The organism is Tateyamaria sp. LSS28 (assembly GCF_059611725.1).
Genome location: NZ_JCAPFI010000003.1, coordinates 275,284 through 300,811, shown reverse-complemented (window position 1 = coordinate 300,811; position 25,528 = coordinate 275,284). Strand labels below are relative to the sequence as shown.

Here is a 25,528-nt window from a genome sequence, read left to right as displayed (position 1 = left end):
CATATGGATGGCACCGTTCTTGTCGCTGATGACGACCGCACGATCCGCACCGTTCTGACCCAGGCGCTGACCCGCGCCGGGTGCAAGGTGCACGCGACCTCCAGCTTGACCACGCTGATGCGCTGGGTGGGCGAGGGCAAGGGCGACGTTGTGATCTCGGACGTGATGATGCCGGACGGCAATGGCCTCGAAATGCTGCCCAAGATCAGCGAGGACCGGCCAGGCCTGCCCGTTATCGTGATCAGCGCGCAGAACACCATCATGACAGCGATCCAAGCCGCCGAAGCCGAAGCCTACGATTACCTGCCCAAGCCCTTCGACCTGCCAGACCTGATGAAACGCACGGCAAAGGCTCTTGAGCAAAAGGCCCATGCGCCCGCAAGGGAAGAGAACAGCGACCGTCCGGATGAACTGCCTCTTGTCGGACGCACGGCGATCATGCAGGCGCTCTATCGCGTCGTGGCACGGGTGATGAACACCGACCTTCCGGTGCTGATCTGGGGCGAAAGCGGCACGGGTAAATCCCTGATTGCACGGGCCATCCACGACTTCTCCGACCGGCGTACGCTTCCGTTTGTCACTGTCACGGCAGCCGAGCTGCAAGACCTCGAAGGCCCTGCGCGGGTGCTGGCACGGGTCAAGGGCGGCACACTTCTGATCGACGAAATCGGTGACATCCCCGAGGAAATCCAGGCCCGCATCGTGCGGATGATGGACACGCCGGGCGAATATGTCCCACGCTTCCTTGCCACCTCGCAAACGGACCTGACCGCCGCGATGGAAGCGGGGCAGGTGCGCAAGGATCTGTACTACCGTCTGTCCGGGGCCACGCTGAACGTCCCGGCACTGCGCGAACGGGTCGATGACATCCCGCTTCTGGCAGAGCACTTCCTGGTCAGGGGGGAAAAGACCGGCCAGCCGCGCCGAGCACTTTCAGACGCCGCAGCCGAGATTTTCCGCACTTATTCCTGGCCCGGCAATGTCCGCCAACTGGAAAACGCAGTCCGCCGTCTCGGGCTCACCAGCCGCGCTCTTGAAATCTCAGCCTCCGAGGTAGAGCAGGTGCTGGGCAGCCAACCCGAGCTGGAACCGATCCGCAGTGCGGGCGATACAGAAAAACTGGGGGCCTCAGTAGGGCGCCACCTCAAACGGTATTTCGACCTGCACGGCAACATGCTGCCGCCTCCGGGCCTCTACCAACGCATCCTGCGCGAGGTTGAGGCGCCGCTGATCGAGATTGCCCTCGATGCGACAGGCGGGAACCAGGCGAAATGCGCGGACCTGCTCGGCATCAACCGCAATACGTTGCGCAAGAAAATTACAGATTTGGATATTGAGGTGACACGCCGCCGTAAGTTGATGTAATACTGCCACACAACCCGTGGCCGATGGGGCGCACTTGTCCCCCGGATCACTGGATATGGCGGTACGGCACCGAAGGTGCCACATCATCGAGGTCGGGCCACGTGGCATCCGGAACACGCACCAGCTGGTGGTTGACGCTCGGCCGTCTGCGGCGACGCAGACGGGTGCGCAACGCGGCGACCTTGGGCCTTGTGCTTCTCGGCCCCATCCTCGCCCTTGCTACATTCCTTGTTCTTGGACCGCTCGATCAGGGTGCAAACGCCCTGTCTTTGCGGCTCGTTCTGCTTGCTGACCTTGTCTATGTCCTTGTTCTGGGCGCTTTGGTGCTGTCGCAGATTGCCCGTCTCATTGCAGCACGGCGCGCGAAATCGGCGGGCTCACGGCTGCACCTCCGGCTTGCTGGCGTCTTCGCGCTGCTGGCTCTGATTCCAACCGTGACCGTCGCGGTGTTTGCAGGGCTGACGGTAAACATCGGGCTTGAAGGGTGGTTCTCTGATCGCGTCAGCCGCGTGGTCGGAGCATCGCTTGCCGCGGCCGAAGCATACGAATCGGAACAGCGGACCGACCTGATCACAGATGCGCGGGCGCTTGGACGCTACATCGATACGGTGCGCGGGGCGCAGGTGGTCGGTGACCGGGAAGTGCTAAGCGAAGGGCAGGTGCAGGTGCAACGCGGTCTGCGCGAAGCGTTCCTGGTTGATGGCACGGGCGAACTACGTGCCCGAGGCGACCGCTCTTACCTCTTCAATTTTGAACGACCCTCCACGGATCAAATCTCGCAATCACTCGATACGGGCGGGTTGGTGATTCAGGATTGGACCAACAATGAATTCCGCGCGCTTGTTCCCTTGGCCAGCTACGTGGATCGGTTCCTGTATGTGAGCCGTGAAGTGGATGGCGAAATCCTGTCCCTTCTGGATGAAACCAAGGAAACGGTGCGGCTGTACCAGCAGCTTGAGAGCGAACGGGGCACGGTGCTGTTCCAATTCGGCCTTCTGTATCTCGGCTTTGCGGTCATCCTGATCCTTGCAGCCATCTGGTTGGGTTTGTGGTTCGCCGAGCGTCTTTCAGGCCCGGTTGGGCGCCTGACAGGTGCGGCGCAACGGGTTGGGGCCGGGGACCTTGACGTGCAGGTGCGCGAGGAGGAAGGTGACGACGAAATCGCCATGCTGGGCCGCTATTTCAACCAGATGACCCGGCAGCTTAAAGGGCAACGTCACACTTTGCTCGCCAACACCGAGCAGATCGAACGGCGGCGGCGCTTGTTCGATTCAGTACTCAGCTCTGTGACGTCCGGGGTGGTTGGTGTGGATGCCAGCGGACGGGTGACCTTTGTAAACCGCTCCGGTGCTCAGCTTCTGAACTGGCAAGAAGGGCGCGAGGCTGTGCCACTTGCCGTCGCAGTCCCTGAATTCGCGGCGCTTTTTGCGCTGCTCAAGGCCGGTCCACAAGAGGTGGCAACAGGTGAGGTCAAGGTGACGCGCAGCGGTCATCTCGAAAACCTGCTGGTCCGAATGGCGACACGTCGCAGTATCGAGGGGCAGCTCGAAGGCTACGTGGTTGCCTTTGACGACGTGACTGACCTGGTGTCGGCGCAACGCATGGCGGCGTGGGGCGATGTTGCCCGCCGTATCGCGCACGAGATCAAGAACCCGCTAACCCCCATTCAGCTCAGCGCCGAGCGGATCAAACGCAAGTTCAGCCCCAGGGTGGGCGAGGACAGCGACAGCCTCGAACAGATGACCGATGTGATCGTACGTCAAACGGGCGATCTGCGGCGCATCGTCGACGAGTTTTCAAAATTCGCCCGCATGCCCGAACCGGATCGCAAAAGCCATGACCTGACCAAACTGGTACAGGATGCCGTGGTTCTGCAGCAATCCGGTCAACCAGGGGTAAATATCGTGGCCGATCTGCCCGATATGGCCATCTACGCCGAAGTGGATGCGACCATGATTTCGCAAGCCCTTACAAACCTTGTAAAGAACGGCGGGGAAGCTATTGAAAGCTTAGGGAAAAATGGTTTTCCGAATGGGCATTCACCTCGTATCGAAGTTGCCATGCAGACCGGTCCAACCGGTGCTGTGATCGCAATTTCGGACAATGGTATCGGTCTGCCCGAAGATCGGGCGAGCTTGTTTGAACCTTACGTGACCACCCGGGACGAAGGCACCGGCCTTGGCCTGCCAATCGTCAAAAAGATCATCGAAGAACACGGGGGCACCCTGACCCTCGAAGATGCGGCCCCGTTCGAGGGCCAAACCCATTGCGGAGCCATGGCTGTGATCACGCTGCCCGTCATGGCATCCGCACCAGCAGTTGAGGAAGAGGAAGCAGTATGAGTGACATTCTGATCGTGGACGACGAACGGGATATCCGGGAGTTGATCTCGGATATCCTCAAGGACGAAGGATTTTCGACCCGGCTTGCAGGCAACTCCGATGACGCCATGGCCGAGATTGAGGCGGAGGAGCCTGCGCTGATGATCTTGGACATCTGGCTCAAGGACAGCCGGATGGACGGGATCGACATTCTCAAGGCGGTCAAGCGGGACAACCCTGGTGTTCCCGTGGTCATCATTTCGGGCCATGGCAATATCGAGATCGCGGTGGCCGCGATCAAGCAGGGCGCATACGACTTTATCGAAAAGCCGTTTAACATTGACCAGTTGCTGGTTGTCATTCGCCGTGCCATGGAAACCTCGCGTTTGCGTCGCGAGAACCAGAGCCTGCGTCGCCCCGAGGTGGCCCAGGCGAAGATGATTGGCGCGTCGGCCAGTTTCCGTGCGCTGATCTCACAACTCGACAAGGTCACGAAATCCAATGGTCGCGTGATGCTGACGGGCCCTGCCGGGTCGGGCAAGGAAGTGGCCGCGCGTTACATCCACGCCAATTCGAACCGATCCGACGCGCCATTTGTCACCGTGAATTGCGCGGGCGTCGCGCCAGAGACCATGGAAGAGGTTCTGTTCGGCAAAGAGGGCGGCGAGCGTGGTGTTGAGCCCGGCCTGCTGGAGCAGGCGCATGGCGGCGTGATCTATTTCGATGAGGTGGCGGACATGCCCATCGGCACACAATCCAAGATCCTGCGTGTGCTTGTGGATCAGCAATTTCTACGGGTCGGTGGCAATGACAAGGTGCGTGTGGATCTGCGCGTCATCTCGTCCACCAACCGCGATCTGGAAGAGGCCATTGCAGCCGAGACGTTCCGGCAGGAACTGTATCACCGTCTGAACGTGGTGCCGATTGCGGTGCCAAGCCTTGAAGAGCGGCGCGAGGACATCCCAGTTCTGGCAGAGCATTTCATCGACGAATGCAACGCGGCACAGGGTCTGCCCAAGCGTGATCTGAGTGAAGATGCAGCGGCGTTGATGCAGACGATGATATGGCCCGGCAACGTGCGGCAGCTCAAGAACATGGTTGAGCGGGTTTTGATCCTTGGCGACGGAACCGGTCCGATTGATGCGAAGGAATTGCCTGGCTCGGAGGAGCCTACCGGAGAAGAGGGCCGCGTGGTTCTGTCCGGTGCCCTTGCGACCCTGCCACTGCGCGAGGCGCGCGAGGCGTTTGAACGGGAGTATCTGCTGACGCAGATCAATCGCTTTGGCGGGAATATCAGCAGGACGGCGAACTTCGTTGGCATGGAACGGTCTGCCTTGCACCGCAAGTTGAAGTCTTTGGGGGTTGTGACCTCGTCCAAGGCTGGTGCGCGCGTGGCGCATCTGGATGAGGAAGAGGCGCAGGCAAGCTAAGCGCAACCGAAGTTCAAAATCTGTCCCCGCGGGGACAGATTTGTAAAATCAATTGAAATCAGGTGGTTGAGAATCGCAAAGGTTAAATCGCGTTAACCTTTGCGCACATCCAGTTGCGCCAGCACATCCAGCCCTTGCATGTTCAGGAAGTGCAGGATGTCGATGAACACCCAGTTCTCTGCCAGCTTGTCCCCGTCACGGCGATAGAAATCGACAACCCGCATGTCCGCCTTCCTGCCAGACGGTGGCAGGCCCAGATACGGGCCGGTGCATTCCATCGTGAGGTTGGGCCAGCCGAAGAAACCACCGTAGTTCCCCTCGGCCATACGGCAGATATGCCCGTTGAATGTGCGATCGCCAAGTTGCGTGCGGAACGGGCGTTGGTGTTGTTCGATATAGCGGTCAATCGTGTAGGTGGCCCCGATGCCCGTCGGCCCCCACCAGATCATGTCATCATGCCAATCCCGGGCCAGTTCTTCCTGCGGGAGGGGCGGATCCTCGGTGGTGTTGGCCTGTGTGATCGCGTCCATCATTGCGTGGATACGGTCGAGCGTGGCCTGACCTATGGCCGGGTCCTGATTGTCGAACAGCAGGCCGTCATGTGTCATCGGTCCGGGCTGAACCAGCTGCGCGCCCGTCATGCCGGGCAGGGGGTACTGACCCGCCTGCGCCATCAGATGCAACAGATCGACAAACAAAGCCTGTTCGACGATCCGATCATTTTCGACCCGCGAAAATTCGGCATAGCGGACCATAGCGATCCTGCGCGTGGGCTGAATGCCAAGGAAGGGCGCATCGAGCAGGCCCATGAGATGGCCCATGGATGCGACCCATGTGCCGCCGCCTTCATCCAGATGGTTGTGCCCGGCAAAGAAGATGTCCTGACGCCGCTGCACACGTGACATGGCCGTCAGGAAGGGGGACCAGAACGCGTCGGCGACCGCTTGGGGACCGTGCTGTTCATGGAATGGGTGCATACCTCGCCACAGTGTGTTGGGCAGGAAATGCTGCGATAGTGCGGTCGCGCAGCATCCGGGTTCGGCGCGCCCGAGGGCGGCGTGATGAGCCAGCACGACGGTTTTGGCCCGGGCGAGATCTGTGGTCATGATTATCCTTGGGTAACGATGCGGAACCGGCCATCGCCGGTCCGAATGGCGCAACTGCGGGCATTGAGCCGGGGCAGGATGGTTGATGGACCGGGTGGGGCGGCACTTGCAACCCCTTCGGTGCATGCTGGTATTTCGACGGGCCGGTAACCAAGATCACCCATACACTGGCCCTTGACCCGTGCACGCAGATTGGCGTTGACGTCAACGGTGTAGACATCACCAGGTATCCAGTAGCCACGGCTGTAGCAATGCCCGTCCTTGTTGCAGACCCGGCGTGGAACGTAGATGGGTGCCCCCTGACGAACCTGGTTTGCAACAGGTGCATCGCGCACAGCACGCACGTCGCAATTGGTGTTGTCCCGTTCGAACTGGGCAAAACTGACGCCTTCCGCATAGTAAGTCGACAGCGGCAGGCAGCCGGAAAGCACCAGAGGTGCGAGAAGGGTGACGATGGCGCGCATGGTCCAATCTTGCCCAAGCTTGCCAGATTTGACAATTCACGAATGACCCTTCGGCAGGTTTTGCGCAAACGTTGACCCCCTGCGCCCTCTCTGTCATGCAAAGAGGCTGAATGTGCCGCGTTGCGGCACGTCAAAACGGGGACATGGATGAAGGTCATCATCTGCGGGGCTGGCCAGGTGGGGTGGCAGATTGCACGCCACCTTTCGGGCGAGCGCAACGATGTCACGGTGGTCGACAATGACCCCGATCTGGTGCGTCGTGCCACTGACACGCTGGATGTGCAGGGCGTGGCGGGCTTTGCCAGCTATCCGGACGTTCTGGAACGTGCCGGGGCGCGGGATGCCGACATGGTCATTGCTGCGACTTATTCAGATGAAGTGAACATGGTCACGTGCCAGGTGGCGCATTCCGTTTTCGGGGTAAACCGCAAGATCGCACGTCTGCGCAGCCAGTCCTATCTGACCGCCATCTATTCCGATCTGTATCGTCGTGATCACATGCCTATCGACGTGGTGATTTCGCCGGAGCGCGAGGTGGCCGCTGCGGCCTTGCAACGTCTGAGCGCACCTGCCGCATTCGACACCGAACTTTTCATTGATGGGCAGGCCCAGCTTCTGGGCATTGCATTGGATGCAGATTGCCCGGTTTTGAATACACCTTTGCGCCAGCTGACCGACCTGTTTTCGACCTTGCGCGTTGTCGTTGTCGGCGTGCGGCGGGACGGGGTGCTGTTTGCCCCTGAAGCCTCGGACCAGTTGTTTGCGGGGGACGAAGCCTATGTCTTTGCCCATGTGGATGACGTGCCGCGCACCATGGAAGTGTTTGGCAAGACCATGCGCAAGCAAGAGCGTGTGGTTCTTGTGGGCGGGGGCAATGTTGGCTTGACCGTGGCCCGCGCGCTTGAACAGCGGGCGAGCCGCGTGCGCGCCAAGGTGATTGAGCGCAACCGGCGTTGCGCGGAACTGGCCGCCGAGGCGCTGGAGCGCACCATCGTTCTGAACGGGGACGGTCTGGACGTGACCCTGTTGGCCGAAGCGGGCGTGTCGCGGGCTGACGCCATGTTGGCTGTGACCGATGATGACAAGACCAACATGCTGGCCGCCGTGCGTGCCAAGGCCGAGGGCTGTCCCTATGCCATTGCCCTGATCAACGACCCGACGCTGGTGCCGATGATGGGGCCGCTGGGCATTGACGCGTATATCAATCCGCGCGCCACAACGGTGTCGTCCATCCTGCGTCACATCCGGCATGGGCGCGTGCGCTCTGTCTATTCCATCGGGGATGCCGATGCCGAAGTGATCGAGGCCGAAGTGCTGTCGACCTCACCCCTTGCCGGTCAGAAGATCAACGAGATTGACTTCCCCGAGGGCGTTCTGGTCGGGGCCGTACGCAAGGGCGATGACGTGATCCGACCCGTGGGCAGCACCCGCATCGACGAGGGCGACGTGATCGCCATCTTTGCGCTGGCCACCGACGTGCCAGAGGTGGAGCGCCTGATGCAGGTGTCCATCGACTTTTTCTGATGCAGGGACGCACGCAGCCGCGGCAACCGTTCTGGGCCTCTGTATTGCGGCTGCCGCTGTTTTTGCTGCTGATTGGCGTGTTTTCGGCGGCCATGCTGGTGCCCGCAGTCTACGGCGGTATCATGCGCGATCTGGTGGCGGCGCGGGCCTTTCTGTATGCTGGTCTCCTGGGGCTGGTGACCTTTGCACTGATCGGTCTGGCTCATGCGGGCCGCGATCCGCGCCATGGCACCCTGGGTCCGCTGTTGTCGCTGATGAGCGCTTTTACCATTCTGCCGGTCATCCTTGCCGTTCCCTTCTACGAGGGGCTGCGCACCACCACGTTTCTGAATGCCTATGTCGAGATGGTGAGCGCGATCACCACGACCGGTGCAACGATGTTCGACGACCCGGAGCGGCTGAATGGCACGCTGCATCTGTGGCGGTCGATTGTTGGCTGGTTGGGCGGGTTGATGATGTGGGTGGCGGCATCGGCCATTCTCGCCCCGCTGAACCTTGGGGGGTTCGAGGTGACGGCGCGGGCCGAACCCGGTCGTAGCGCCAGCCGTGATATCGGCATGACGGCCCCCGAAGTGCGTGAGCGTTTGGCCAAGGTGTCTGCTGTCCTGATCCCGATCTATGCCGGGTTGACCATGTTGCTTTGGGTGCTGCTGGCCGCGGGCGGCGATGCCGGACTTGTTGCCTTGTGCCACGCGATGGCGATCCTGGCGACGTCCGGCATTTCGCCGGTTGGCGGGCTGGGTGGTGAAGGCTCGGGCATGGCGGGTGAGGCGGTGATGCTGCTGTTCATGCTGTTTGCCCTGTCGCGGCTGACCTTTTCAACGGACACGACCACGGCGGAGTCCGGTGGGCTTGTGCAGGACCCGGAGTTTCGCATCGGTGTGGCCGTTGTCATCGCGGTGCCGGTTTTCCTGTTTCTCCGCCATTTCCTTGGGGCTTTTGACGTTGCTGCCGAAAGTGATGTGGCTGACGCGGCCCGTGCGCTGTGGGGCAGCGCATTCACTGTGCTGTCTTTCCTGACCACGACGGGCTTTGCCTCGGCCAATTGGGTGGATGCGCAGGCGTGGTCCGGGTTGGAAACGCCGGGTTTGTTGCTGATGGGATTGGCGCTGATCGGTGGGGGCGTCGCCACCACCGCCGGAGGCGTCAAGCTGCTGCGTGTTTTTGCACTTTATCGCAACGGTGTGCGCGAGATGGAGCGGCTGGTGCATCCGTCGTCTGTCAGCAGCGCGGGGCCGCGCGCGCGACGGCTGCAAAAGGATGGGGCGTTCATTGCATGGATATTTTTCATGCTCTTTGCGCTCACCCTGGCGTTGATCACCATCTTGCTGACCCTGACGGGCGTTGCTTTTGACACCGCCCTTGTCCTTGCGGTGTCGGGGCTGTCGACCACGGGACCACTTTTGGGGGTGGCTACGGACGCACCGATCGCATTGATCGAGTTGAACAATGCAGCCAAGGCGATCTTTACCGCCGCCATGGTGTTGGGACGCTTGGAGACGCTTGCGATCATCGCCCTTTTCACACCCGATTTGTGGCGCGGGTAGGCGGGCCTTTGCGGTAGGTCCGTAACGGACTGTTTTTTGGGCTGGAATCTTCCCAAGCCCCAATACATACTCCGTCCGGAGGGACGGTCTGATCCGCAGGCCTAGCAAGAAAAAAAGGGTTAACCGACATGGCTTCGGACCGACAGAATTTACAAGATGCATTTCTGAATCACGTGCGCAAGACGAAGGTGCCCGTGACCATCTTCCTGATCAATGGTGTGAAATTGCAGGGGGTTATCACGTGGTTCGACAACTTCTGCGTCCTGTTGCGCCGGGATGGACAAAGCCAGCTTGTCTATAAACACGCCATCTCGACCATCATGCCAAGCCAGCCGATCAGCCTCTATGAGGGCGAAGACGCTTCTTGATGGGTGAGTTGCCGGAGTTTACCCGCGCCTGGGTGCTCCACCCCGATATCAAATCCGATCCTAACCGGCGCGAAGCGAAATTCGCGCTGGCCGAAGCCATTTCTTTGGCCCATGCGCTGCCCGAGCTTGAGGTGGTGGGCAGCGAGATTGTGCCGCTGCCGCGCGTCCGCGCTGGCCTGCTGTTCGGATCCGGCAAGATCGAGGAACTGGCCGAGCGCATCAAAGGGGCCGACGTTGAGCTTGTGTTGATCGACGGGCCGGTCACGCCCGTGCAGCAGCGCAATCTTGAGAAGGCGTGGAAGGTCAAGCTGCTCGACCGGACCAGCCTTATCCTGGAGATTTTCAGTGACCGCGCCGCCACCCGTGAGGGTGTGTTGCAAGTGGAGATGGCGGCGCTGAGCTATCAACGCACGCGCCTTGTCCGCGCCTGGACCCACCTGGAGCGCCAAAGGGGTGGGCTTGGGTTTGTTGGTGGTCCCGGTGAGACGCAGATCGAGGCCGACCGCCGAGCCATTGATACACAACTTGTTCGCTTGCGGCGGCAACTGGACAAGGTGGTCAAAACGCGGACCCTGCACCGGGCAGCGCGGGCCAAGGTGCCATATCCGATCGTAGCGTTGGTTGGTTATACGAACGCTGGTAAATCGACCCTGTTCAATCGACTGACGGGCGCAGATGTGATGGCCAAGGACATGCTCTTTGCCACGCTGGACCCGACCATGCGGCGGGTTGAGTTGGAAGACGGCCCCGAGGTGATCCTGTCTGATACAGTGGGCTTCATTTCGGATCTGCCTACCGAGCTGGTGGCATCGTTCCGCGCCACATTGGAAGAGGTTCTGGCGGCAGATATCATTCTGCATGTGCGCGATATCTCGCACCCCGAGACCGAGGCGCAGGCCGAGGACGTGCGCACCATCCTTGCCGATCTGGGTGTCGGTGAAGGGCGCGAGATGGTCGAGGTCTGGAATAAGATTGATCTGTTGCCTGATGACGAGGCCGATGCAGTGCGTGCGCGTGCGGACCGTGACGAGGACGTGTTCGCCATGTCGGCGATCACGGGCGAGGGCATCGATGCGCTGCTGGCGGATGTGGCTGACACGTTGCAGGGCGCCGTCACCGAAGAGACGCTGGTGCTGCCCTATGCCGAGGGACGCAAGCGGGCGTGGTTGTTTGAGCAGGATGTGGTGTTGGCCGAGCGACAGGGCGAGGACGGTTTCGAGTTCGACGTGCGCTGGACGGCGATCCAGAAGGCGCGGTTCGAGGGGCTTTGACCGCCCCGGCGTACGCTGTGTTAACCTGGGCAGTCCTTGGTGAATTGCGCGGTCACACGGCGCAGCAACCATACCAAACTGCATATTTTGCGTAAGAAACTGCGATGTTTCGGAGGCCCGAAAACCATCCCAAACCGGCTGAATTCTGGAGTCTGCGCGTTTTGCGCCCCAAATTGCGTATTTTGCCTGCAACGGTCGCAAATGGTTAACAGAAAGGGTTAACACACCGCTTTCACATAAGAATTTTCAATGTGAACGGCCGGGCAAGGAATACGGTCGTGGGCCGTCGAACAGACGCCGTGGTGTCGCGCCGACCCTCACTGTTTTGCGCTGCCGCTTCCACATCCGAAGGCGCTGTGCGGCGGCATCAGCCATCGGGCGCCACGCAGGGGCTGGGCTTGCCGCGACGATCAAGCGCCATCGGGGTGACCGAGGCCACATCCCCCGGGTACACGCACAGCGCAATCCGGGAGATGTCTGCCATTCCGGTCGGCGGGTCGTCGGCCCATGCCCATGCCCCGGTCAGGTTCGCGCCCGATGCATCAACATCGGTGAGATCCGCGCCAGTCAACTGTGTGTCGATGAGATCCGCCTGAAACAGATCCGCACCTTGCAGGTTTGCATCCGTCAGGTCGGTGTTGCGCAGGTTCGCCTTGGACAGGTTGACCTCTTTCAAGGAGGCGAGGTTGAGCGAAGCATCGGCAAAGTTGGCGCCGGACAGAAAGGTGCGGTCGAGCTGTGCAAAGAACAGCACGGCATCTTCGAAGTTGGCCGCGCGCAGATTTGACGAGATGATCCTGACGTTGCCGAGGATGGCGCCGCGGAAGTCTGCGTTGGACAGGTTGGCGGCAGAGAGATCAGCGGCACTCAGATCGGCGCCGTCCAGTTGCGCCCACGAGAAGTCCAGACCTGCCAGTGCGACGTTGGCGCTGACAAGCGCCTGAAGCATTTGGCCCCGTTCCGGGCTGACCGTCGGAAAGTCGAATTGATCGCGCAGGGGCGCGTCAAAGTCGATATCGGCCCCTTTGGACCGCGCCAGAAGATATGGCGTGTTGCGGACAAGGAAACGTGAAACGCGTTCCCTGAGAGGGTCAGGAAGCCGGAGGGTCCGACGCGCGCCGCGGGGGGCGTTTTCGTTGGCAATGATCCAGCAGGGAGATCGCTGTGATTCAAGGCAATTCGGATGGTTGTTTGCCGGATCGGTCACGTCTCGGATATCGGCCAGCAACTCTGTGAGGTCGCCAGCAAGCGCGGCGCGGCGCGCGCCTTCGATCAGGAGGCTTTGGGTGATGTTGGCGTCTGTCTGCAGGGTGATCCGTTCGTTCTGGATGTCGAATTTCTGGTTCTGTTCGTAGAGCAGGAACAGCGTTGCCGCCCCCACCAGCCCACCCACCACTGTCACGGTTGCGTTGAAGGAAAATTGCACGGCTTCGCGCCGGGCGAGCCACAGTCCGAGATTGACCATGGCGGCGTGACGCCGTTCCTGGGGTGTCGGGTTGTCGATGCCGTCGGGTGTGGTGAAGTGGTCGATGAGGCCCGTGACCATTTCCGTTTCTGTCATGTGCTCTTGCGCGCCCAGCGTCTTGCGCACCCAGCGTCGGGCAAGCCGATAGCCTGTCCAGATCGCGATCAGGACAAGGATCAACCCCGCCAGCAGCATTGCTGCGACCATTGGCGCGAGGTCGCGTGTCGCTTGAGCGAGCGCTGCGTTCTGGAACGTGGCGCTGAGACCAAAGCCCAGGGCCAGGCAGAACAGGCACAAAAGGAGCAGAGGCAGGCGTTTCATAATGGCATCATGTGCAATGCGTGAAGCAATGCCCTGAGCCTATGCGCGAATGTCCCGTGCGGGCAAGCGTGTTAGCGCAGGGCGCGCCACTGACCCGGTTGCAGGTCATCAAGGTGCCAGTTGCCGATTTGCACCCGGATCAGCCGAAGGGTGGGAAGGCCGACATGTGCCGTCATCCGTCGCACCTGGCGGTTGCGCCCTTCGGTGAGTGTCAGCTCAAGCCAGCTGTCGGGCACGGACTTGCGCACCCGGATGGGTGGATCGCGATCCCAGATGGTCGGAGCGGGAATGGCGCGGGCTTTGGCGGGTTTTGTGGGGCCGTCCTTGAGCGTGATCCCTTGGCGCAGCAGCGCGAGGGCATCTTCGGTGATCGTGCCTTCGACCTGTGCCCAGTAGGTCTTGGGGGCCTTGTATTTCGGGTGTGCGATCTTGGCCTGTAGTCTGCCGTCGCTGGTCAGCACCATCAGCCCTTCGCTGTCCCGGTCCAGTCGCCCCGCCGCGTAGACGCCCGGCACATCGATATAGTTGGAGAGCGTGGGGCGGGGGGAGCCTTCTGTCCCCTTGTCGGTGAACTGCGACAGGACGCCGAAGGGTTTGTTGAACAGGATCGTCGTCATTGCAGCGGTTCAAGTCGGGTGACCCCGACGGCTGCCGCCCGTGCGAGCCCTTCGTCCAGTGACATGGGGATGTATTCACCGCGTCGCCAGAGTTGGGCCAGATCGTCGTAGTGCCGGGACAGGAAGTGGCCGGATTGCCCGGTCGAGATGACGAAGACGGAAGAGTTCGGGTCGGCGAAGTCGTAGACGCCGCGATAGCCCGCGCCATGTACGTTTTGGAACGGGTCGGGGCCGGTCCCCCTGGTCAGACCGCGCAGAAGCGTGTTGTCCCCACCCGATGTCGATTGCCGGATGTTGACGAAGTAGCGCAGGATCGGCACGTCACCCAGCACCTGGTGGTCGTGGGTGGCCTGGTGGGCGTCACCCCAGCGCAGGCTTTCCAACTGGCTGCCATAGGTTTCGTTGATTTCAAGCAGGGCGTCGTCGAGCGCGAGGCGGGCCATGTCGGGGCAGGTTTCCACCGGCGCGGATTGGCGCACGTCGCACCAGACGCCTGCGCCCTCCACGTTGCGGAACACCCGTTCGATGAAGAGCGGTTCGACATGGGTGAGCGTGTCGGCCATTGGCCCCAGTTCGTCGCGGATCAGCCTATCCTGTAGCTTGCGCAGCCAGGCGGCGTAGATCAGCGGTTCGGGCCAGTGTTCATTCATCTCACCGTTCCATTCGGCGAGCAGGGCGAGGGCGCGTTGGCGCTGGCGTTCGGGCGTGCCTTCGGGGGCGGCTTCGCCCGTGAACCACAATTCCGCACCGATCAGGGGCAGCAGCGAGCGTGCCGTGAAGCTAACGGTGTCGAGCTGTGCTTCGATAAAGCTGTCGCGCGTGTGGACCTCGCGTGCCTGCATCAGGCGGCGCCAGCGTTGGACGCGCTGGGTGTCGCCCCAGACAAAGCTGATGTGGTTGGGGAAGGGGCGGTCGACCGTCTTGTTGTTGGTGTTGCCGAGGATGCCGCCCACGGGTGAGACGAAGCCGGGGTTGGAGGTGTAGGCCATGCGCCCCTGCCAACGGTTCTCGGCCAGCCAACCGAGGCTGGGCAGGCGCCCCTGGCTTTGGTGGTTTGCGTCACGCTTGGGCACGGCGCCGATGGTTTTCATCGCGATCGATCCGCGATCGACCAGCGTGATGTTCTGGGCGGGCGCGATGTAGTTTTCACCTGCGGTGATCGCCTCGGCCACGGTTTGCGATTTCATGATGCCCATGGCGGCGGTCAGGGATGTGTCACGCGGGCTGAGCACCGTCCAGCTGAGCGCCGCCACGTGTCCGGGCGGTGTAACCGTGCGCAGGTTGCGGAAGCTGCCCGGCAGGACCGGGCCATTGTCGGTCCAGCGCAGGGTGAGCGTGACCGGATCCTCGTCTGCGATCTGCAGGATGGAGTCGCGGGACTCGAAGTCTTTCCAGCCTGTGGGTGTGCGATACTGCGACGGGTTTTCGGGGTTCAGTTCCTCGATGAACACATCCTGATCATCGACATAAGCCGTGGTCAGGCCCCAGCCAAGGCGGTCAGACCGTCCCGTGAGCACCGCGGGCACGCCGGGGATTGTACCGCCGATCACACCACCGGATTCCAGTTCCATCCGTGCAAGGTACCAGATCGCGGGGGCGGAAAAGCCAAGATGCGGGTCGTTGGCCAGCAATGTGCCGCCTGACGCGGAACGCGCTGTAGCGGCGGCCCAGGCGTTGGAGGCCCCGGCAAAGCCGCGTGGTCTGAAGGGGGACAGGGGGTGCGGTTCCGCCTCGGCGGCGGCGTAGTTCTTTTCTACGCCGGGCACGAGGGATGCGTATTCGGGCAGGCTGGCGATGCCTTCGCCCGGGACATCGGGCAGAATATCCGCCAGCCGGGCAGGGTCGTCGAGCGCCAGTGACATGCGGGCGCGCAGCACTTCTTCGCTGAGGTGTCCGGAAAGCTGCAAGCCCATGAGCTTGGCCACGGCGATGCTGTCGGCGGGCCGCCAAGGGGCAAGGGGCGTGTTGAAGAGGAACATCTCGGGTGCGCCGCGCCCCAACGCCTCGGCATTGATCTGGTCCAGCCGTGCATTCACGCCCGATGCGTAGGCTTCGAGCGCGGCGCGTGTTGCCGGATCCTGTGCCTCGACCGACTGGACGGACAGGCGGTAGAGATCGAGGCGGCGGACAAAGCTGTCTACATCAACAGTTGTGGTGCCGAACAGTTCGCTGAGCCGTCCTTGGGCCGTGCGGCGCAGCATCATCATCTGCCAAAGGCGGTCCTGCGCATGGGCAAAGCCGAGGCCGTGGAATACGTCCGTGTCCGTTTGACCAAAGATATGTGGCACATTGGCGTTGTCGCGCACGATCTCGACCGGGGCCGAAATGACGGGCACGCGCACGCGGGCATCATAGTTCGGCAGAGACCGCGCGGCGAGGTAATAAACCATGCCGACACCCAGAACGGCGAGCACGATTACCCCTGCGGTCAGGCGGACCAACCATTGAAACACCACTGCCATGCCGTCTGTGATCCTTGCCTTCGATGCGTTGACGCTTGGGCCACGACTGTTAGGTAGGCAAGCGAAGAAGCGCAAGCCAAAGGGCTGCGCAAAATGGCGAGGGATCACGGATGGCGAAGCTGGCATTTCTGGGCATGGGTGTCATGGGTGCTCCGATGGCGGGACATCTGCAAAAGGCGGGTCACGAGGTGACGGTGTACAATCGTACCGCGTCCCGGGCGCAGGACTGGGTGAATGCCTATGGTGGTGCCATGGCGACCACGCCGCGCGCTGCGGCCGAAGGCGCTGATTTCGTGATGGCCTGCGTGGGCAATGACGACGATCTGCGGTCTGTTTGCCTGGGTGACGATGGGGCCTTTGCCGGGATGGGCAGCGGTACGGTATTTGTCGATCACACAACCGTGTCGGCCAAGGTGACGGCCGAGCTGTATTCGGCTGCGGATGCCAGACAGGTCAGCTTTGTCGATGCGCCAATTTCAGGTGGTCAGGCCGGGGCCGAGAACGGCCAGCTATCCATCATGTGTGGGGGCGATCAGGGCGCCTATGACCGGGTCGAGCCGATCATGCAGGCCTATGCCAAGCTATGCCGCCGTATTGGGGACAGCGGTGCGGGGCAGATGACGAAGATGTGCAACCAGATTGCCATTGCCGGTGTCGTGCAGGGACTGTCCGAGGCGCTGCATTTTGCCGAAAAGGCGGGGCTGGATGGCCGTGCGGTGGTCGAGGTGATTTCGCAGGGTGCCGCCGGGTCCTGGCAGATGTCGAACCGGTACGAGACCATGCTGGACGATCATTTCGAGCATGGCTTTGCGACCGACTGGATGCGCAAGGATCTTGGGATTTGCCTTGATACGGCGGATGAGAACGGCGCGAGCCTGCCGGTAACGGCGCTGGTCGACCAGTTCTACAAGGATGTTCAAAAGATGGGGGGCGGGCGTTGGGACACGTCGAGCCTGTTCAAGCGGCTGCGCAATATTGGGTGAAACCGGGTCCGCGTAAGCGGCAAACGCTCAGGGGAGCGCGTTTGAGGGTAGAACGGGCGAAGCCCTGTGTTTTGTCGATGGGCGGCACTGTTTGCTGCGCAAATGCGCCCGCCCACCGACCCATGATTTAAGGAATGATCCGTGTGTATTTGGTGCCTTCGAGCGTGGCACCGATGCGCAGACCTGCACGGGCAAAGACGGCCGCCAAAACGGGGGACAGAGCCGTTGTTGTGTCTGCGGCCACGCTGTCGCCCTGGTCGGACACCACGTATTCAAGATCCGCACCTGCGGCCCAACCGGGGCTGCGGCGGAAGTCTGTGAGAGCCTCGGGCGTCATGAAGAAGAGTACATGCGCGAATTGCTGTGCCCCGATCTGCAGGCCGCCAGACCCTTTGACCATCGAGTAGTAATCGACTGTCACGTTATCGACGCGCAGTGCGCCCCGTCCGTAGGCGCCACCAAAGCCGAGGCCAGCCTCGGTCACCAGTGGCATCACCAGCATGCCATTGGCTTTTTGCGCCAGGTCCACCGTGTTCGGGTAGCTGCGATACATTTCCTGCAGCGTGACATCCACGCGGCTGTCAATCAGCGCACTGCCGCGGCTGCCGACACCGTTTCCACATGCTGCCAACACGCCCGTGCTGGCCAGCGCCCCAGCGGCGAAGGCACGCCGCGAGATCCCATTCGTATTCATTTTGAACCGCCTGTATAGCTCTTGGTTTTGCGCGGTTTGGCCGCGCTTATGCGCAAATATACGCCGATTGCATGTGCGTGTCACTACGTGGTGATGCGTGCGCGGCTTTCTGCCGTGCTTTTTGGGGCTCTGCCCCCGGCCTTTGGCCTCCCCCGGGATTTTTTAAACGAGGAAGGATGTGTTCAGGTGTTGCGCTGTGTGAGCAGGTGCCAGGCTGCGGCGCCAAAGAACAGGGCGAAGGTGGTTTCGAACAGGCGCCTGAGCTTGAGGTAGGTGCGGGTGGCAACAGCGCTGGAGAACAGAAGCGCGTAGCTGGTCATTAGCGTGAGGGAGATTGCGATGCAAAGACCGACAAGGGCGGCCACACCGCTGGAATCGGCGCCGGGTTTCAGGCCGATGGCCATGATCGATCCCCAGAACATGATTGCCTTCGGATTTGTCAGGTGGATGAGTGCGCCCTGGGCCCAGCAGCGCAGGTAGGAAGCAGTGCCTATGTCCCGTGGTGCCAAGGGGCGGTCATGCAGGGCCGCGCGGGCGGATTTGAGGCCGAGCCAGGCGAGATAGGCGGCGCCAGCATAGCGGACCGTTTCCAAGAGCCACTGGTTTGCCAGCAGCAGCGCGCCAAAGCCAAGCGCTGCTGCGACGGCCCAGATCACTGATCCGCTGGACACGCCCCATGCAAGCGCGAGCCCGACGGCGCGCCCCCGGGCCATGGATGTGCCTGCGATAGCTAGGGTCGCGGGGCCGGGGGTCAGGCCACCGAGCAGCGCAGCGCCGACGATGATCGAGGGGTTGAGTTGGTCAAACACATGTCAGCCTTTTGCCAAAAGCCGCGCGGCCGCTGGCGCGAAATAGGTCAGGATACCATCGCAGCCCGCCCGTTTGAACGCCATGAGGCTTTCCATCATGACCCGGTCATGATCGACCCAACCATTGGCGCTGGCCGCTTCGATCATCGCGTATTCGCCCGACACCTGGTAGGCGAAGGTGGGCGCGCCAAAGCTGTCTTTGACCCGGCGGCAGATGTCGAGATAGGGCAGGCCGGGTTTGACCATGACCATGTCGGCCCCTTCGGCCAGGTCCCGTTCGATCAGACGCAGTGCTTCGTCCGAGTTGCCGGGGTCCATCTGGTAGGTTTTCTTGTCGCCCGTCAGCGCGCCCGATGCCCCGACCGCGTCGCGGAACGGGCCGTAGAAGGCGGAGGCGTATTTGGCGGCGTAGCTGAGGATCATCACGTTCTGATGGCCTGCGCCTTCAAGCGCCTCCCGGATCGCGCCGATACGTCCGTCCATCATGTCGGAGGGGCCGATGATGTCGGCGCCGGCCTCGGCCTGGCTGAGCGCCATTTTCACCAGTGCCTCGACCGAGCGGTCGTTCACGATCTCGTCGTTTTCGACAAAGCCGTCATGGCCGTTGATGTTGTAGGTATCAAGCGCCACGTCCGTCATGATTGCGATGTCCGGCACCTCTTGCTTGATCGCCCGGATCGCCCGGTTGGCGTGGTTCTGTGGGTCCCACGCGCCTGCGCAATCCTCGGTCCGTTCTGCGAGCCCAGTATAGGGGAAGATGCAGATGGCGGGGATGCCCAGGTCGGCAGCTTCCCGCGCAGCTTCGACCACCTTGTCGACCGACCGGCGCACGACACCCGGCATGGAGGGAATGGGCTCTTCGATGCCTTCGCCGCTGCGGACGAAGACGGGCCAGATGAAGTCCTCGACCGTCAACGTATTCTGCCGCACGAGCCCGCGGATTGCAGGGCTTTGACGGGTGCGGCGCAGGCGGGTGGCGGGATAGGGGGCTTGGGTGGGGCGCATGGAAAATGTCCGGTTTCGGTGACAGTGCATGGGTGGCACGAACCGAGATGTCAGGCAAGGTCGCGTTCCGTTAGCTCCAGAAGTGCCGCCGCCAGCGATAGTGCCTCATCGCGTGTCATTGGGTGATAACGGCGTCCATGACTGCGCACAAACCTGACGGAAATGGGCCGGTCTGCGTTGCCACTGTGGACCAAGTCAATGTTTTCAGAAACGCGATACATCCCACGGATGCCGGACCGCAGATGGGCCATCTTCTCCTGAAAATCGGGTGAAATCTCTTTCATGTGTGTCTCGCGTACTGTAATTTCTGTGATCCCGATGTGACGCATATTTTTTTCGCTTGCAGGTGTCTAGGCACTGCGCCGCCCCCGCGCTAAGAGGGGCGTCAACACAGGCAAGAGGACCCGGCACACGGGACAACGGGACAGCGCGTGGACTGGTACGACACAATCTTTGAATTGATCGACATGCGCTCGTTCTCGAACCTGTGGTTCTGGATTGCGCTGGCGGTCGTGTGGTCAACAGCAAGCCATTGGGTGCTGGGCGTGCCATATGACATGGTGGCGCGGGCGCGTCGCCATGGTGGACAGGCGGCCGAGGATCTTGAGGACTTGGTCCGTATCAACACAAATCGTCTGCTGTTCATCGGTGGCGTATCTGGGCTGTGGTTGCTTGGGCTGGCCTGTTTCCTGCTCACCGGTCTTGCGCTGCTGGGATTCGTGTATCGGGTCGAGTTTGCACAGGCCCTGTTTCTGCTGGGCTTTCCCATGAGCATTGTGGGTGCCCTGAACCTGTCGACAGCACGGTTGATTCAGGATGAACGGGCGACCGGCGAAGCGCTCTGGCGGCGCCTGACCCGTCATCGGACCATCGTCCAGGCCATCGGCATGGTGTCGATTTTCATCACGGCCCTGTGGGGCATGTATCAGAACCTGTCGATTGGCCCTTTCGGCGGTTGACAGTTTGGTTGAAAGACCCAATTGAAGGCCCCTTGATCCCGTTCCCTGCCGAGTGAATTGCCGCCTATGCCCGAGCAGACCCATATCACCGTGTCTGGCGCACCCGAGGGGTTTGACGCCAGGCTGATCCTTCAGGAAGTGTCCAAGGGCGCGCCGGTCATGCACGTGGCTCGTGATGACAAGCGGCTGGCAGCAATGCAGGCCGCGTTGCGGTTCTTTGCGCCCGACATGCCCGTGCTGATCTTTCCCGGGTGGGATTGTCTGCCTTATGATCGCGTGTCGCCGAATGCAGACATCTCGGCCCGGCGGATGGCGACGCTTGCGGCCCTTGTGCATGGTATGCCTGCGCAGTTTGTCCTGCTGACCACGCTGAACGCCGCGACCCAGCGTGTGCCTGCGCGGGATTTGCTACGCGAGGCGGCGTTTTCTGCCACGGTCGGCAATCGGGTGGACGAAAGCGCGCTGCGCAATTTCCTTGTCCGTATGGGGTTTGTGCAAAGCCCGACGGTGATGGAGCCGGGGGATTATGCCGTTCGTGGTGGCATCATCGACATCTATCCGCCCGGTGATCTGGGGCCTGTGCGCCTGGACCTGTTTGGTGACGTGCTGGATGGCGCGCGCCGCTTTGATCCAGCCACTCAGCGGACCACGGAAAAGCTGGACGTGGTGGAACTGGCGCCTGTGTCCGAGGTCATTCTGGATGAGGCGGCCGTTACGCGGTTTCGGCAGAATTACCGTTTGGAGTTTGGCGCGGCTGGCACCGACGATCCGCTGTATGAAGCGGTGAGCGCGGGCCGGAAGCATCAGGGGGCAGAACATTGGTTGTCCTTATTCCATGAGGGACTGGACACGCTCTTTGATTATGTTCCCGGGGCCGCGATCACGCTGGATGATCAAGTGACGCCAGCGCGGCTGGCGCGGTGGGAGAGTATCGAGGACCAGTACGAGACGCGGCGGCTGGCGATGGAAAAACGGTCCAAGATGGATTCCGTTTACAAGCCTGCTGCCCCGGCGGGCCTCTACCTGGATGATGCTGCATGGGAGGCGGCGGTTGCAGGCTTTCGCGTGTTGTCCTTTGCCCAGCTTCCGCAAGCGGCGGGTCCCGGTGTCACGGATGCGGGAGGGCGGATCGGACGCAATTTCTCGCCCGAGCGCCAATTGGAATCCATCAGTCTTTTCGGTGCCTTGGCGGATCATATTAAAGCAAAAATGGCGGATGGTCCCGTTGTCATTGCCAGTTACTCGGAAGGTGCGCGTGAACGTCTGACGGGCCTGATCGAGGACGAAGGGCTGGCCGAAGTTGTTCCAATCCCGAACGCGATGCGCATTGGCAAGCGTGAGCTACACTTGGTGGTCTGGGCGCTGGAGCATGGGTTCGAAGCGCCCGGACTGACCGTCATTTCCGAGCAGGATGTTCTGGGGGATCGTCTGATCCGTCAGCCCAAGAAAAAACGCCGGGCCGAGAATTTCCTGACCGAGACGCAGTCGCTGTCGCCCGGTGACCTGGTGGTCCATGTGGATCATGGGATCGGTCGCTATATGGGCATGGAAGTGGTGACCGCCGCGGGCGCTGCCCATGAATGCCTGCTGCTGGAATATGCCGAGCGGTCCAAACTGTATCTGCCGGTCGAGAATATCGAGCTGTTGTCGAAATACGGCCATGAAGAGGGGTTGCTGGACCGCTTGGGCGGCGGCGTGTGGCAGGCCAAGAAGGCCAAGCTGAAAGAGCGCATTCGCGAAATGGCGGATCGGTTGATCCGTATTGCCGCGGAACGCGCGCTGCGCAAAGCGCCCATTCTGGAGCCACCGCCGGGGATGTGGGACGCCTTTGCTGCGCGCTTCCCGTATCAGGAAACAGATGATCAGCTGACCGCCATCGCTGCGGTAATGGACGACCTGACCGCAGGCCAGCCGATGGATAGGCTGATCTGTGGCGATGTGGGCTTTGGCAAGACGGAGGTGGCGATGCGCGCGGCCTTTGTCGCGGCCATGTCCGGTGTGCAGGTCGCGGTGATTGCGCCCACAACGCTGTTGGCGCGTCAGCACTACAAGAGCTTTGCCGAACGGTTCCGGGGGTTTCCGATCGAAGTCCGGCAGCTGTCCCGTTTTGTCAGCGCCAAGGAGGCGTCGGCGACGCGCGACGGCATGGGCAAGGGCACGGCAGATATTGTCATTGGCACCCATGCGCTGCTGGCCAAGGGTGTGCGGTTCAACAACCTCGGCTTGCTTGTCATTGATGAAGAACAGAAATTTGGTGTCGGCCATAAAGAGCGGTTGAAGCAGATGCGGTCGGATGTGCACGTGTTGACCCTTACGGCGACGCCCATTCCACGCACCTTGCAACTGTCGCTGACCGGCGTGCGTGATCTGTCGATCATCGGTACACCGCCCGTCGATCGGCTGGCGATCCGCACTTACGTGTCCGAGTTCGACGCAGTGACGATCCGCGAGGCGCTGCTGCGCGAGCATTATCGTGGTGGGCAGAGTTTCTATGTCGTGCCGCGCATCAGTGATCTGCCCGAGATCGAGGAATTCCTGAAGGAGCAGTTGCCTGAGCTGACCTACGTCGTGGCCCATGGGCAGATGGCTGCGGGCGAGCTGGATGACCGCATGAACGCCTTCTATGACGGCAAGTTCGATGTCCTGCTGGCGACGACGATCGTGGAGTCGGGCCTCGATATTCCGACGGCCAACACGATGGTGGTGCATCGCGCGGACATGTTTGGTCTGGCGCAGCTGTACCAGATCCGGGGCCGGGTGGGGCGGTCGAAGACGCGCGCGTACGCATATCTCACGACGAAGCCGCGTGCCAAGCTGACGGCGACGGCCGAGAAACGGCTGCGGGTGCTGGGATCGCTCGACACGCTGGGGGCCGGGTTTACGCTGGCGTCTCAGGATCTGGATATTCGCGGGGCGGGGAACCTGCTGGGCGAGGAGCAGTCGGGCCAGATGCGCGACGTGGGCTTTGAACTCTACCAATCCATGCTGGAAGAGGCGATTGGCAAGATCAAGGCGGGCGAGATGGAGGGCATGGTCGATGATGACGGCCAATGGGCGCCGCAGATCAATCTGGGTGTGCCCGTGCTGATCCCCGAGCAATATGTGCCTGATCTTGACGTGCGCCTCGGCCTCTATCGCCGTCTGTCTGAATTGACCACGAAGGTGGAGCTTGAAGGCTTTGCTGCCGAGCTGATCGACCGTTTTGGCAAGTTGCCCAAGGAAGTGAATACTTTGATGTTGGTCGTGCGCATCAAGGCGATGTGCAAGCGGGCCGGGATTGCCAAGCTGGATGGCGGGCCAAAGGGGGCCACAATCCAGTTCCACAATGACAAGTTCGCCTCACCCCAGGGGCTTGTGGACTTCATTCAGGATCAGCGTGGGCTGGCGAAGGTCAAGGACAACAAGATTGTCGTGCGCCGGGACTGGAACAAGGACAGCGACAAGATCAAGGGTGCGTTTGCCATTGCCCGCGATCTGGCTGAGAAGGTCATGCAGCAAAAGAAGGCGAAAGCCTAGGCGATCGCCTGCTCGGCCCGGCGCATCATTTGCATCAGGATTGAGGCGACGAGGCAGGCGATAAGGACGGTCGCCACCAAGGGCATGGGCGTACCATCGAACATCAACCCAACCGGCGACGCAAGAGCGGCACCGACTACGGTCGATATGGCACCAATCACCGACGCCGCCATGCCCGCGATATGGCCCATCGGTTCCATGGCGATGGCGTTCAAGTTCGCAACGGTCAGCCCACCCTGGAACATCACGCCCCATTGCCAGAAAATGTAGAACCAGAACAGGCCGGGCATGTCCGCCATCATCCACAGGACAAAGACGGTCGACACAATGACCTGGGCCGTCAGTGCCCATGTCACCAGTTTTCGCATACCGAACCGGCCCACGATGGCCGCGTTGAGCAGGCTTGAAACACCCGAGGCAAGTGCAATCGCTCCGAACCAGAGCGGGAAGCTGTCCGCCCGATCAAAGGACGTCTCAAAGATTGGCTGTACCATGGTGAGGATTGAAAAGAGGATCATCAACATCAGTGTCTGTACGTAGATCGACAGACGTACGGTGCGGTGTGCAAACATCTGCCGCACCGCATCCTTCATTAGCGGCCAGCGCAGAGGGCGGCGGTTGGCCCGCGGCAGTGTTTCGTTCACGCGCGTGCCGAACCAGACAAGCAGCAGAACCGCAAAGATCAGAAATGCCGGGAAGATCGCCCGCCATCCGGCGGCGTCCATGATGATCTTGCCCAAAAGTGGAGCAATTGCAGGCACCAGAAGGAACACCATCATGGTCAGTGACAGGATGCTGGCCATTGCGCGCCCCGAATAGAGGTCGCGGATGATGGCTGCGGACACAACACGCGGACCCGCCGCACCCAAACCCTGCAGAATTCGTGCTGCAAGCATCAGTTCAAGCGTGGGGGCGATCCAACTGAGGACCGCGCCAAGAGCATAGACGGCAAGCCCCAGATACACGATGGGTTTGCGCCCGATGGCATCCGACAAAGGACCAGTGACAAAGGTGCCAAGTCCCATGCCAATCACGAAAAAAGTCATCACCAGAGCGGCTTGCGCAACTCCACCGGGGGCGATTTCGGCAGCGATAGAGGGCAGGGCGGGCAGCATTGCGTCGATGGAAAACGCGATGGTCGCGAACATCATCGCCATCAAGGTGATGAATTCGATTTTGCCCAGTCGTTGTCCCTCGGGTTTCGTCAAGGTTGATACGGCCCTTCTCGGCTTCTGGTGACGCGATTGCGCGCCACATTGACCATCTAAACCGAGAATGGCAACGACTTACGGTTGAAAATC

General features: G+C 61.4%; 19 protein-coding genes and 1 pseudogene. 10 read left to right on the top strand and 10 right to left on the bottom strand.

The genetic code is table 11. The features are described 5' to 3' along the window. Positions 1–3: 3 nt before the first annotated feature. The 3 genes from AC53L6_RS10020 to ntrX all read left to right on the top strand — a co-directional run bounded on the left by AC53L6_RS10020 (position 4) and on the right by ntrX (position 5,116). Complete coding sequence (locus AC53L6_RS10020) at positions 4–1,365, top strand: response regulator (RefSeq protein WP_299199083.1); 1,362 nt, start codon at positions 4–6, stop codon at positions 1,363–1,365. A gap of 101 nt (positions 1,366–1,466) precedes the next feature. Next, positions 1,467–3,707 carry a sensor histidine kinase NtrY-like gene (locus tag AC53L6_RS10015; protein ID WP_496907747.1) on the top strand — a complete coding sequence of 747 codons (2,241 nt, stop codon included), beginning with the start codon at positions 1,467–1,469 and terminating at the stop codon, positions 3,705–3,707. Continuing rightward, on the top strand, positions 3,704–5,116 hold the full coding sequence (gene ntrX, locus AC53L6_RS10010) for a nitrogen assimilation response regulator NtrX (RefSeq protein WP_496907746.1): 1,413 nt from the start codon (positions 3,704–3,706) through the stop codon (positions 5,114–5,116). The genes AC53L6_RS10015 and ntrX overlap by 4 nt, the downstream gene beginning before the upstream one ends. A 92-nt stretch (positions 5,117–5,208) precedes the next feature. Here the strand turns inward: ntrX and AC53L6_RS10005 are convergent, their stop codons facing one another. Further along, the gene (locus tag AC53L6_RS10005; protein ID WP_496907745.1) at positions 5,209–6,222 is read right to left on the bottom strand and encodes an ester cyclase; all 1,014 of its coding nucleotides are present in this window, start codon (positions 6,220–6,222) and stop codon (positions 5,209–5,211) included. 2 nt (positions 6,223–6,224) lie between these two features. Next, positions 6,225–6,686, bottom strand: coding sequence for a hypothetical protein (locus AC53L6_RS10000; protein ID WP_299596942.1), 462 nt, complete (start codon positions 6,684–6,686; stop codon positions 6,225–6,227). A gap of 147 nt (positions 6,687–6,833) precedes the next feature. Here AC53L6_RS10000 and trkA point away from each other — a divergent pair, with 147 nt between their 5' ends. From trkA to hflX, 4 genes are all read left to right on the top strand, one after another. Further along, on the top strand, positions 6,834–8,210 hold the full coding sequence (gene trkA / locus AC53L6_RS09995) for a Trk system potassium transporter TrkA (RefSeq protein WP_299596939.1): 1,377 nt from the start codon (positions 6,834–6,836) through the stop codon (positions 8,208–8,210). Continuing rightward, positions 8,210–9,757 (top strand): TrkH family potassium uptake protein, encoded by a 1,548-nt coding sequence (locus tag AC53L6_RS09990; RefSeq protein WP_496907744.1) that lies wholly within the window; start codon positions 8,210–8,212, stop codon positions 9,755–9,757. Before trkA ends, AC53L6_RS09990 begins: the two co-directional genes overlap by 1 nt. Positions 9,758–9,885: 128 nt before the next feature. After that, positions 9,886–10,125 carry an RNA chaperone Hfq gene (gene hfq, locus AC53L6_RS09985; protein WP_007119530.1) on the top strand — a complete coding sequence of 80 codons (240 nt, stop codon included), beginning with the start codon at positions 9,886–9,888 and terminating at the stop codon, positions 10,123–10,125. Beyond that, on the top strand, positions 10,125–11,396 hold the full coding sequence (hflX, locus tag AC53L6_RS09980; protein WP_496907743.1) for a GTPase HflX: 1,272 nt from the start codon (positions 10,125–10,127) through the stop codon (positions 11,394–11,396). The genes hfq and hflX overlap by 1 nt, the downstream gene beginning before the upstream one ends. A gap of 367 nt (positions 11,397–11,763) precedes the next feature. Here the strand turns inward: hflX and AC53L6_RS09975 are convergent, their stop codons facing one another. From AC53L6_RS09975 to AC53L6_RS09965, 3 genes are all read right to left on the bottom strand, one after another. Continuing rightward, the gene (locus AC53L6_RS09975; RefSeq protein WP_496907742.1) at positions 11,764–13,182 is read right to left on the bottom strand and encodes a pentapeptide repeat-containing protein; all 1,419 of its coding nucleotides are present in this window, start codon (positions 13,180–13,182) and stop codon (positions 11,764–11,766) included. Between the two features lie 71 nt (positions 13,183–13,253). Beyond that, positions 13,254–13,799 (bottom strand): rRNA large subunit pseudouridine synthase E, encoded by a 546-nt coding sequence (locus AC53L6_RS09970; protein ID WP_496907741.1) that lies wholly within the window; start codon positions 13,797–13,799, stop codon positions 13,254–13,256. After that, complete coding sequence (locus AC53L6_RS09965) at positions 13,796–16,261, bottom strand: penicillin acylase family protein (protein ID WP_496907740.1); 2,466 nt, start codon at positions 16,259–16,261, stop codon at positions 13,796–13,798. Before AC53L6_RS09965 ends, AC53L6_RS09970 begins: the two co-directional genes overlap by 4 nt. Positions 16,262–16,353: 92 nt before the next feature. Here AC53L6_RS09965 and AC53L6_RS09960 point away from each other — a divergent pair. Then, a pseudogene (locus AC53L6_RS09960) lies at positions 16,354–17,244 on the top strand (NAD(P)-dependent oxidoreductase); the annotation flags it as partial. A 127-nt stretch (positions 17,245–17,371) separates the two neighbouring features. Here AC53L6_RS09960 and AC53L6_RS09955 read toward each other — a convergent pair. The 4 genes from AC53L6_RS09955 to AC53L6_RS09940 all read right to left on the bottom strand — a co-directional run bounded on the left by AC53L6_RS09955 (position 17,372) and on the right by AC53L6_RS09940 (position 20,036). Next, entirely contained in the window at positions 17,372–17,938 is a 567-nt protein-coding gene (locus AC53L6_RS09955) for a lipid-binding SYLF domain-containing protein (RefSeq protein WP_299198927.1), read from the bottom strand. Between the two features lie 182 nt (positions 17,939–18,120). Further along, complete coding sequence (locus AC53L6_RS09950; RefSeq protein WP_496907739.1) at positions 18,121–18,747, bottom strand: LysE family translocator; 627 nt, start codon at positions 18,745–18,747, stop codon at positions 18,121–18,123. A 3-nt stretch (positions 18,748–18,750) separates the two neighbouring features. Then, positions 18,751–19,752, bottom strand: coding sequence for a porphobilinogen synthase (gene hemB / locus AC53L6_RS09945; protein ID WP_496907738.1), 1,002 nt, complete (start codon positions 19,750–19,752; stop codon positions 18,751–18,753). 50 nt (positions 19,753–19,802) lie between these two features. Beyond that, a complete protein-coding gene (locus AC53L6_RS09940) occupies positions 19,803–20,036 on the bottom strand; it encodes a hypothetical protein (protein ID WP_496907737.1) in 234 nt (77 codons plus the stop codon). Positions 20,037–20,183: 147 nt separating this feature from the next. Here AC53L6_RS09940 and AC53L6_RS09935 point away from each other — a divergent pair, with 147 nt between their 5' ends. Further along, positions 20,184–20,711, top strand: coding sequence for a component of SufBCD complex (locus AC53L6_RS09935; RefSeq protein ID WP_299198908.1), 528 nt, complete (start codon positions 20,184–20,186; stop codon positions 20,709–20,711). Between the two features lie 66 nt (positions 20,712–20,777). After that, positions 20,778–24,227, top strand: a complete 3,450-nt coding sequence (gene mfd, locus AC53L6_RS09930; RefSeq protein ID WP_496907736.1) for a transcription-repair coupling factor — start codon at positions 20,778–20,780, stop codon at positions 24,225–24,227. Here the strand turns inward: mfd and AC53L6_RS09925 are convergent. Beyond that, a complete protein-coding gene (locus AC53L6_RS09925) occupies positions 24,224–25,435 on the bottom strand; it encodes a multidrug effflux MFS transporter (protein WP_299699641.1) in 1,212 nt (403 codons plus the stop codon). The genes mfd and AC53L6_RS09925 overlap by 4 nt on opposite strands. Between the last annotated feature and the right edge of the window lie 93 nt (positions 25,436–25,528).

Excerpts from the sequence above, each read along its gene's own strand:
- trkA (WP_299596939.1), top strand. The coding sequence starts at position 6,834 with ATGAAGGTCATCATCTGCGGGGCTGGCCAGGTGGGGTGGCAGATTGCA.
- ntrX (WP_496907746.1), top strand. The coding sequence starts at position 3,704 with ATGAGTGACATTCTGATCGTGGACGACGAACGGGATATCCGGGAGTTG.
- hflX (WP_496907743.1), top strand. The coding sequence starts at position 10,125 with ATGGGTGAGTTGCCGGAGTTTACCCGCGCCTGGGTGCTCCACCCCGAT.
- AC53L6_RS09990 (WP_496907744.1), top strand. The coding sequence starts at position 8,210 with ATGCAGGGACGCACGCAGCCGCGGCAACCGTTCTGGGCCTCTGTATTG.
- AC53L6_RS09970 (WP_496907741.1), bottom strand. The coding sequence starts at position 13,799 with ATGACGACGATCCTGTTCAACAAACCCTTCGGCGTCCTGTCGCAGTTC.
- AC53L6_RS10000 (WP_299596942.1), bottom strand. The coding sequence starts at position 6,686 with ATGCGCGCCATCGTCACCCTTCTCGCACCTCTGGTGCTTTCCGGCTGC.
- AC53L6_RS09940 (WP_496907737.1), bottom strand. The coding sequence starts at position 20,036 with ATGAAAGAGATTTCACCCGATTTTCAGGAGAAGATGGCCCATCTGCGG.
- AC53L6_RS09955 (WP_299198927.1), bottom strand. The coding sequence starts at position 17,938 with ATGAATACGAATGGGATCTCGCGGCGTGCCTTCGCCGCTGGGGCGCTG.
- AC53L6_RS10020 (WP_299199083.1), top strand. The coding sequence starts at position 4 with ATGGATGGCACCGTTCTTGTCGCTGATGACGACCGCACGATCCGCACC.
- AC53L6_RS10005 (WP_496907745.1), bottom strand. The coding sequence starts at position 6,222 with ATGACCACAGATCTCGCCCGGGCCAAAACCGTCGTGCTGGCTCATCAC.
- AC53L6_RS09965 (WP_496907740.1), bottom strand. The coding sequence starts at position 16,261 with ATGGCAGTGGTGTTTCAATGGTTGGTCCGCCTGACCGCAGGGGTAATC.
- mfd (WP_496907736.1), top strand. The coding sequence starts at position 20,778 with ATGCCCGAGCAGACCCATATCACCGTGTCTGGCGCACCCGAGGGGTTT.
- AC53L6_RS09975 (WP_496907742.1), bottom strand. The coding sequence starts at position 13,182 with ATGAAACGCCTGCCTCTGCTCCTTTTGTGCCTGTTCTGCCTGGCCCTG.
- hemB (WP_496907738.1), bottom strand. The coding sequence starts at position 19,752 with ATGCGCCCCACCCAAGCCCCCTATCCCGCCACCCGCCTGCGCCGCACC.
- hfq (WP_007119530.1), top strand. The coding sequence starts at position 9,886 with ATGGCTTCGGACCGACAGAATTTACAAGATGCATTTCTGAATCACGTG.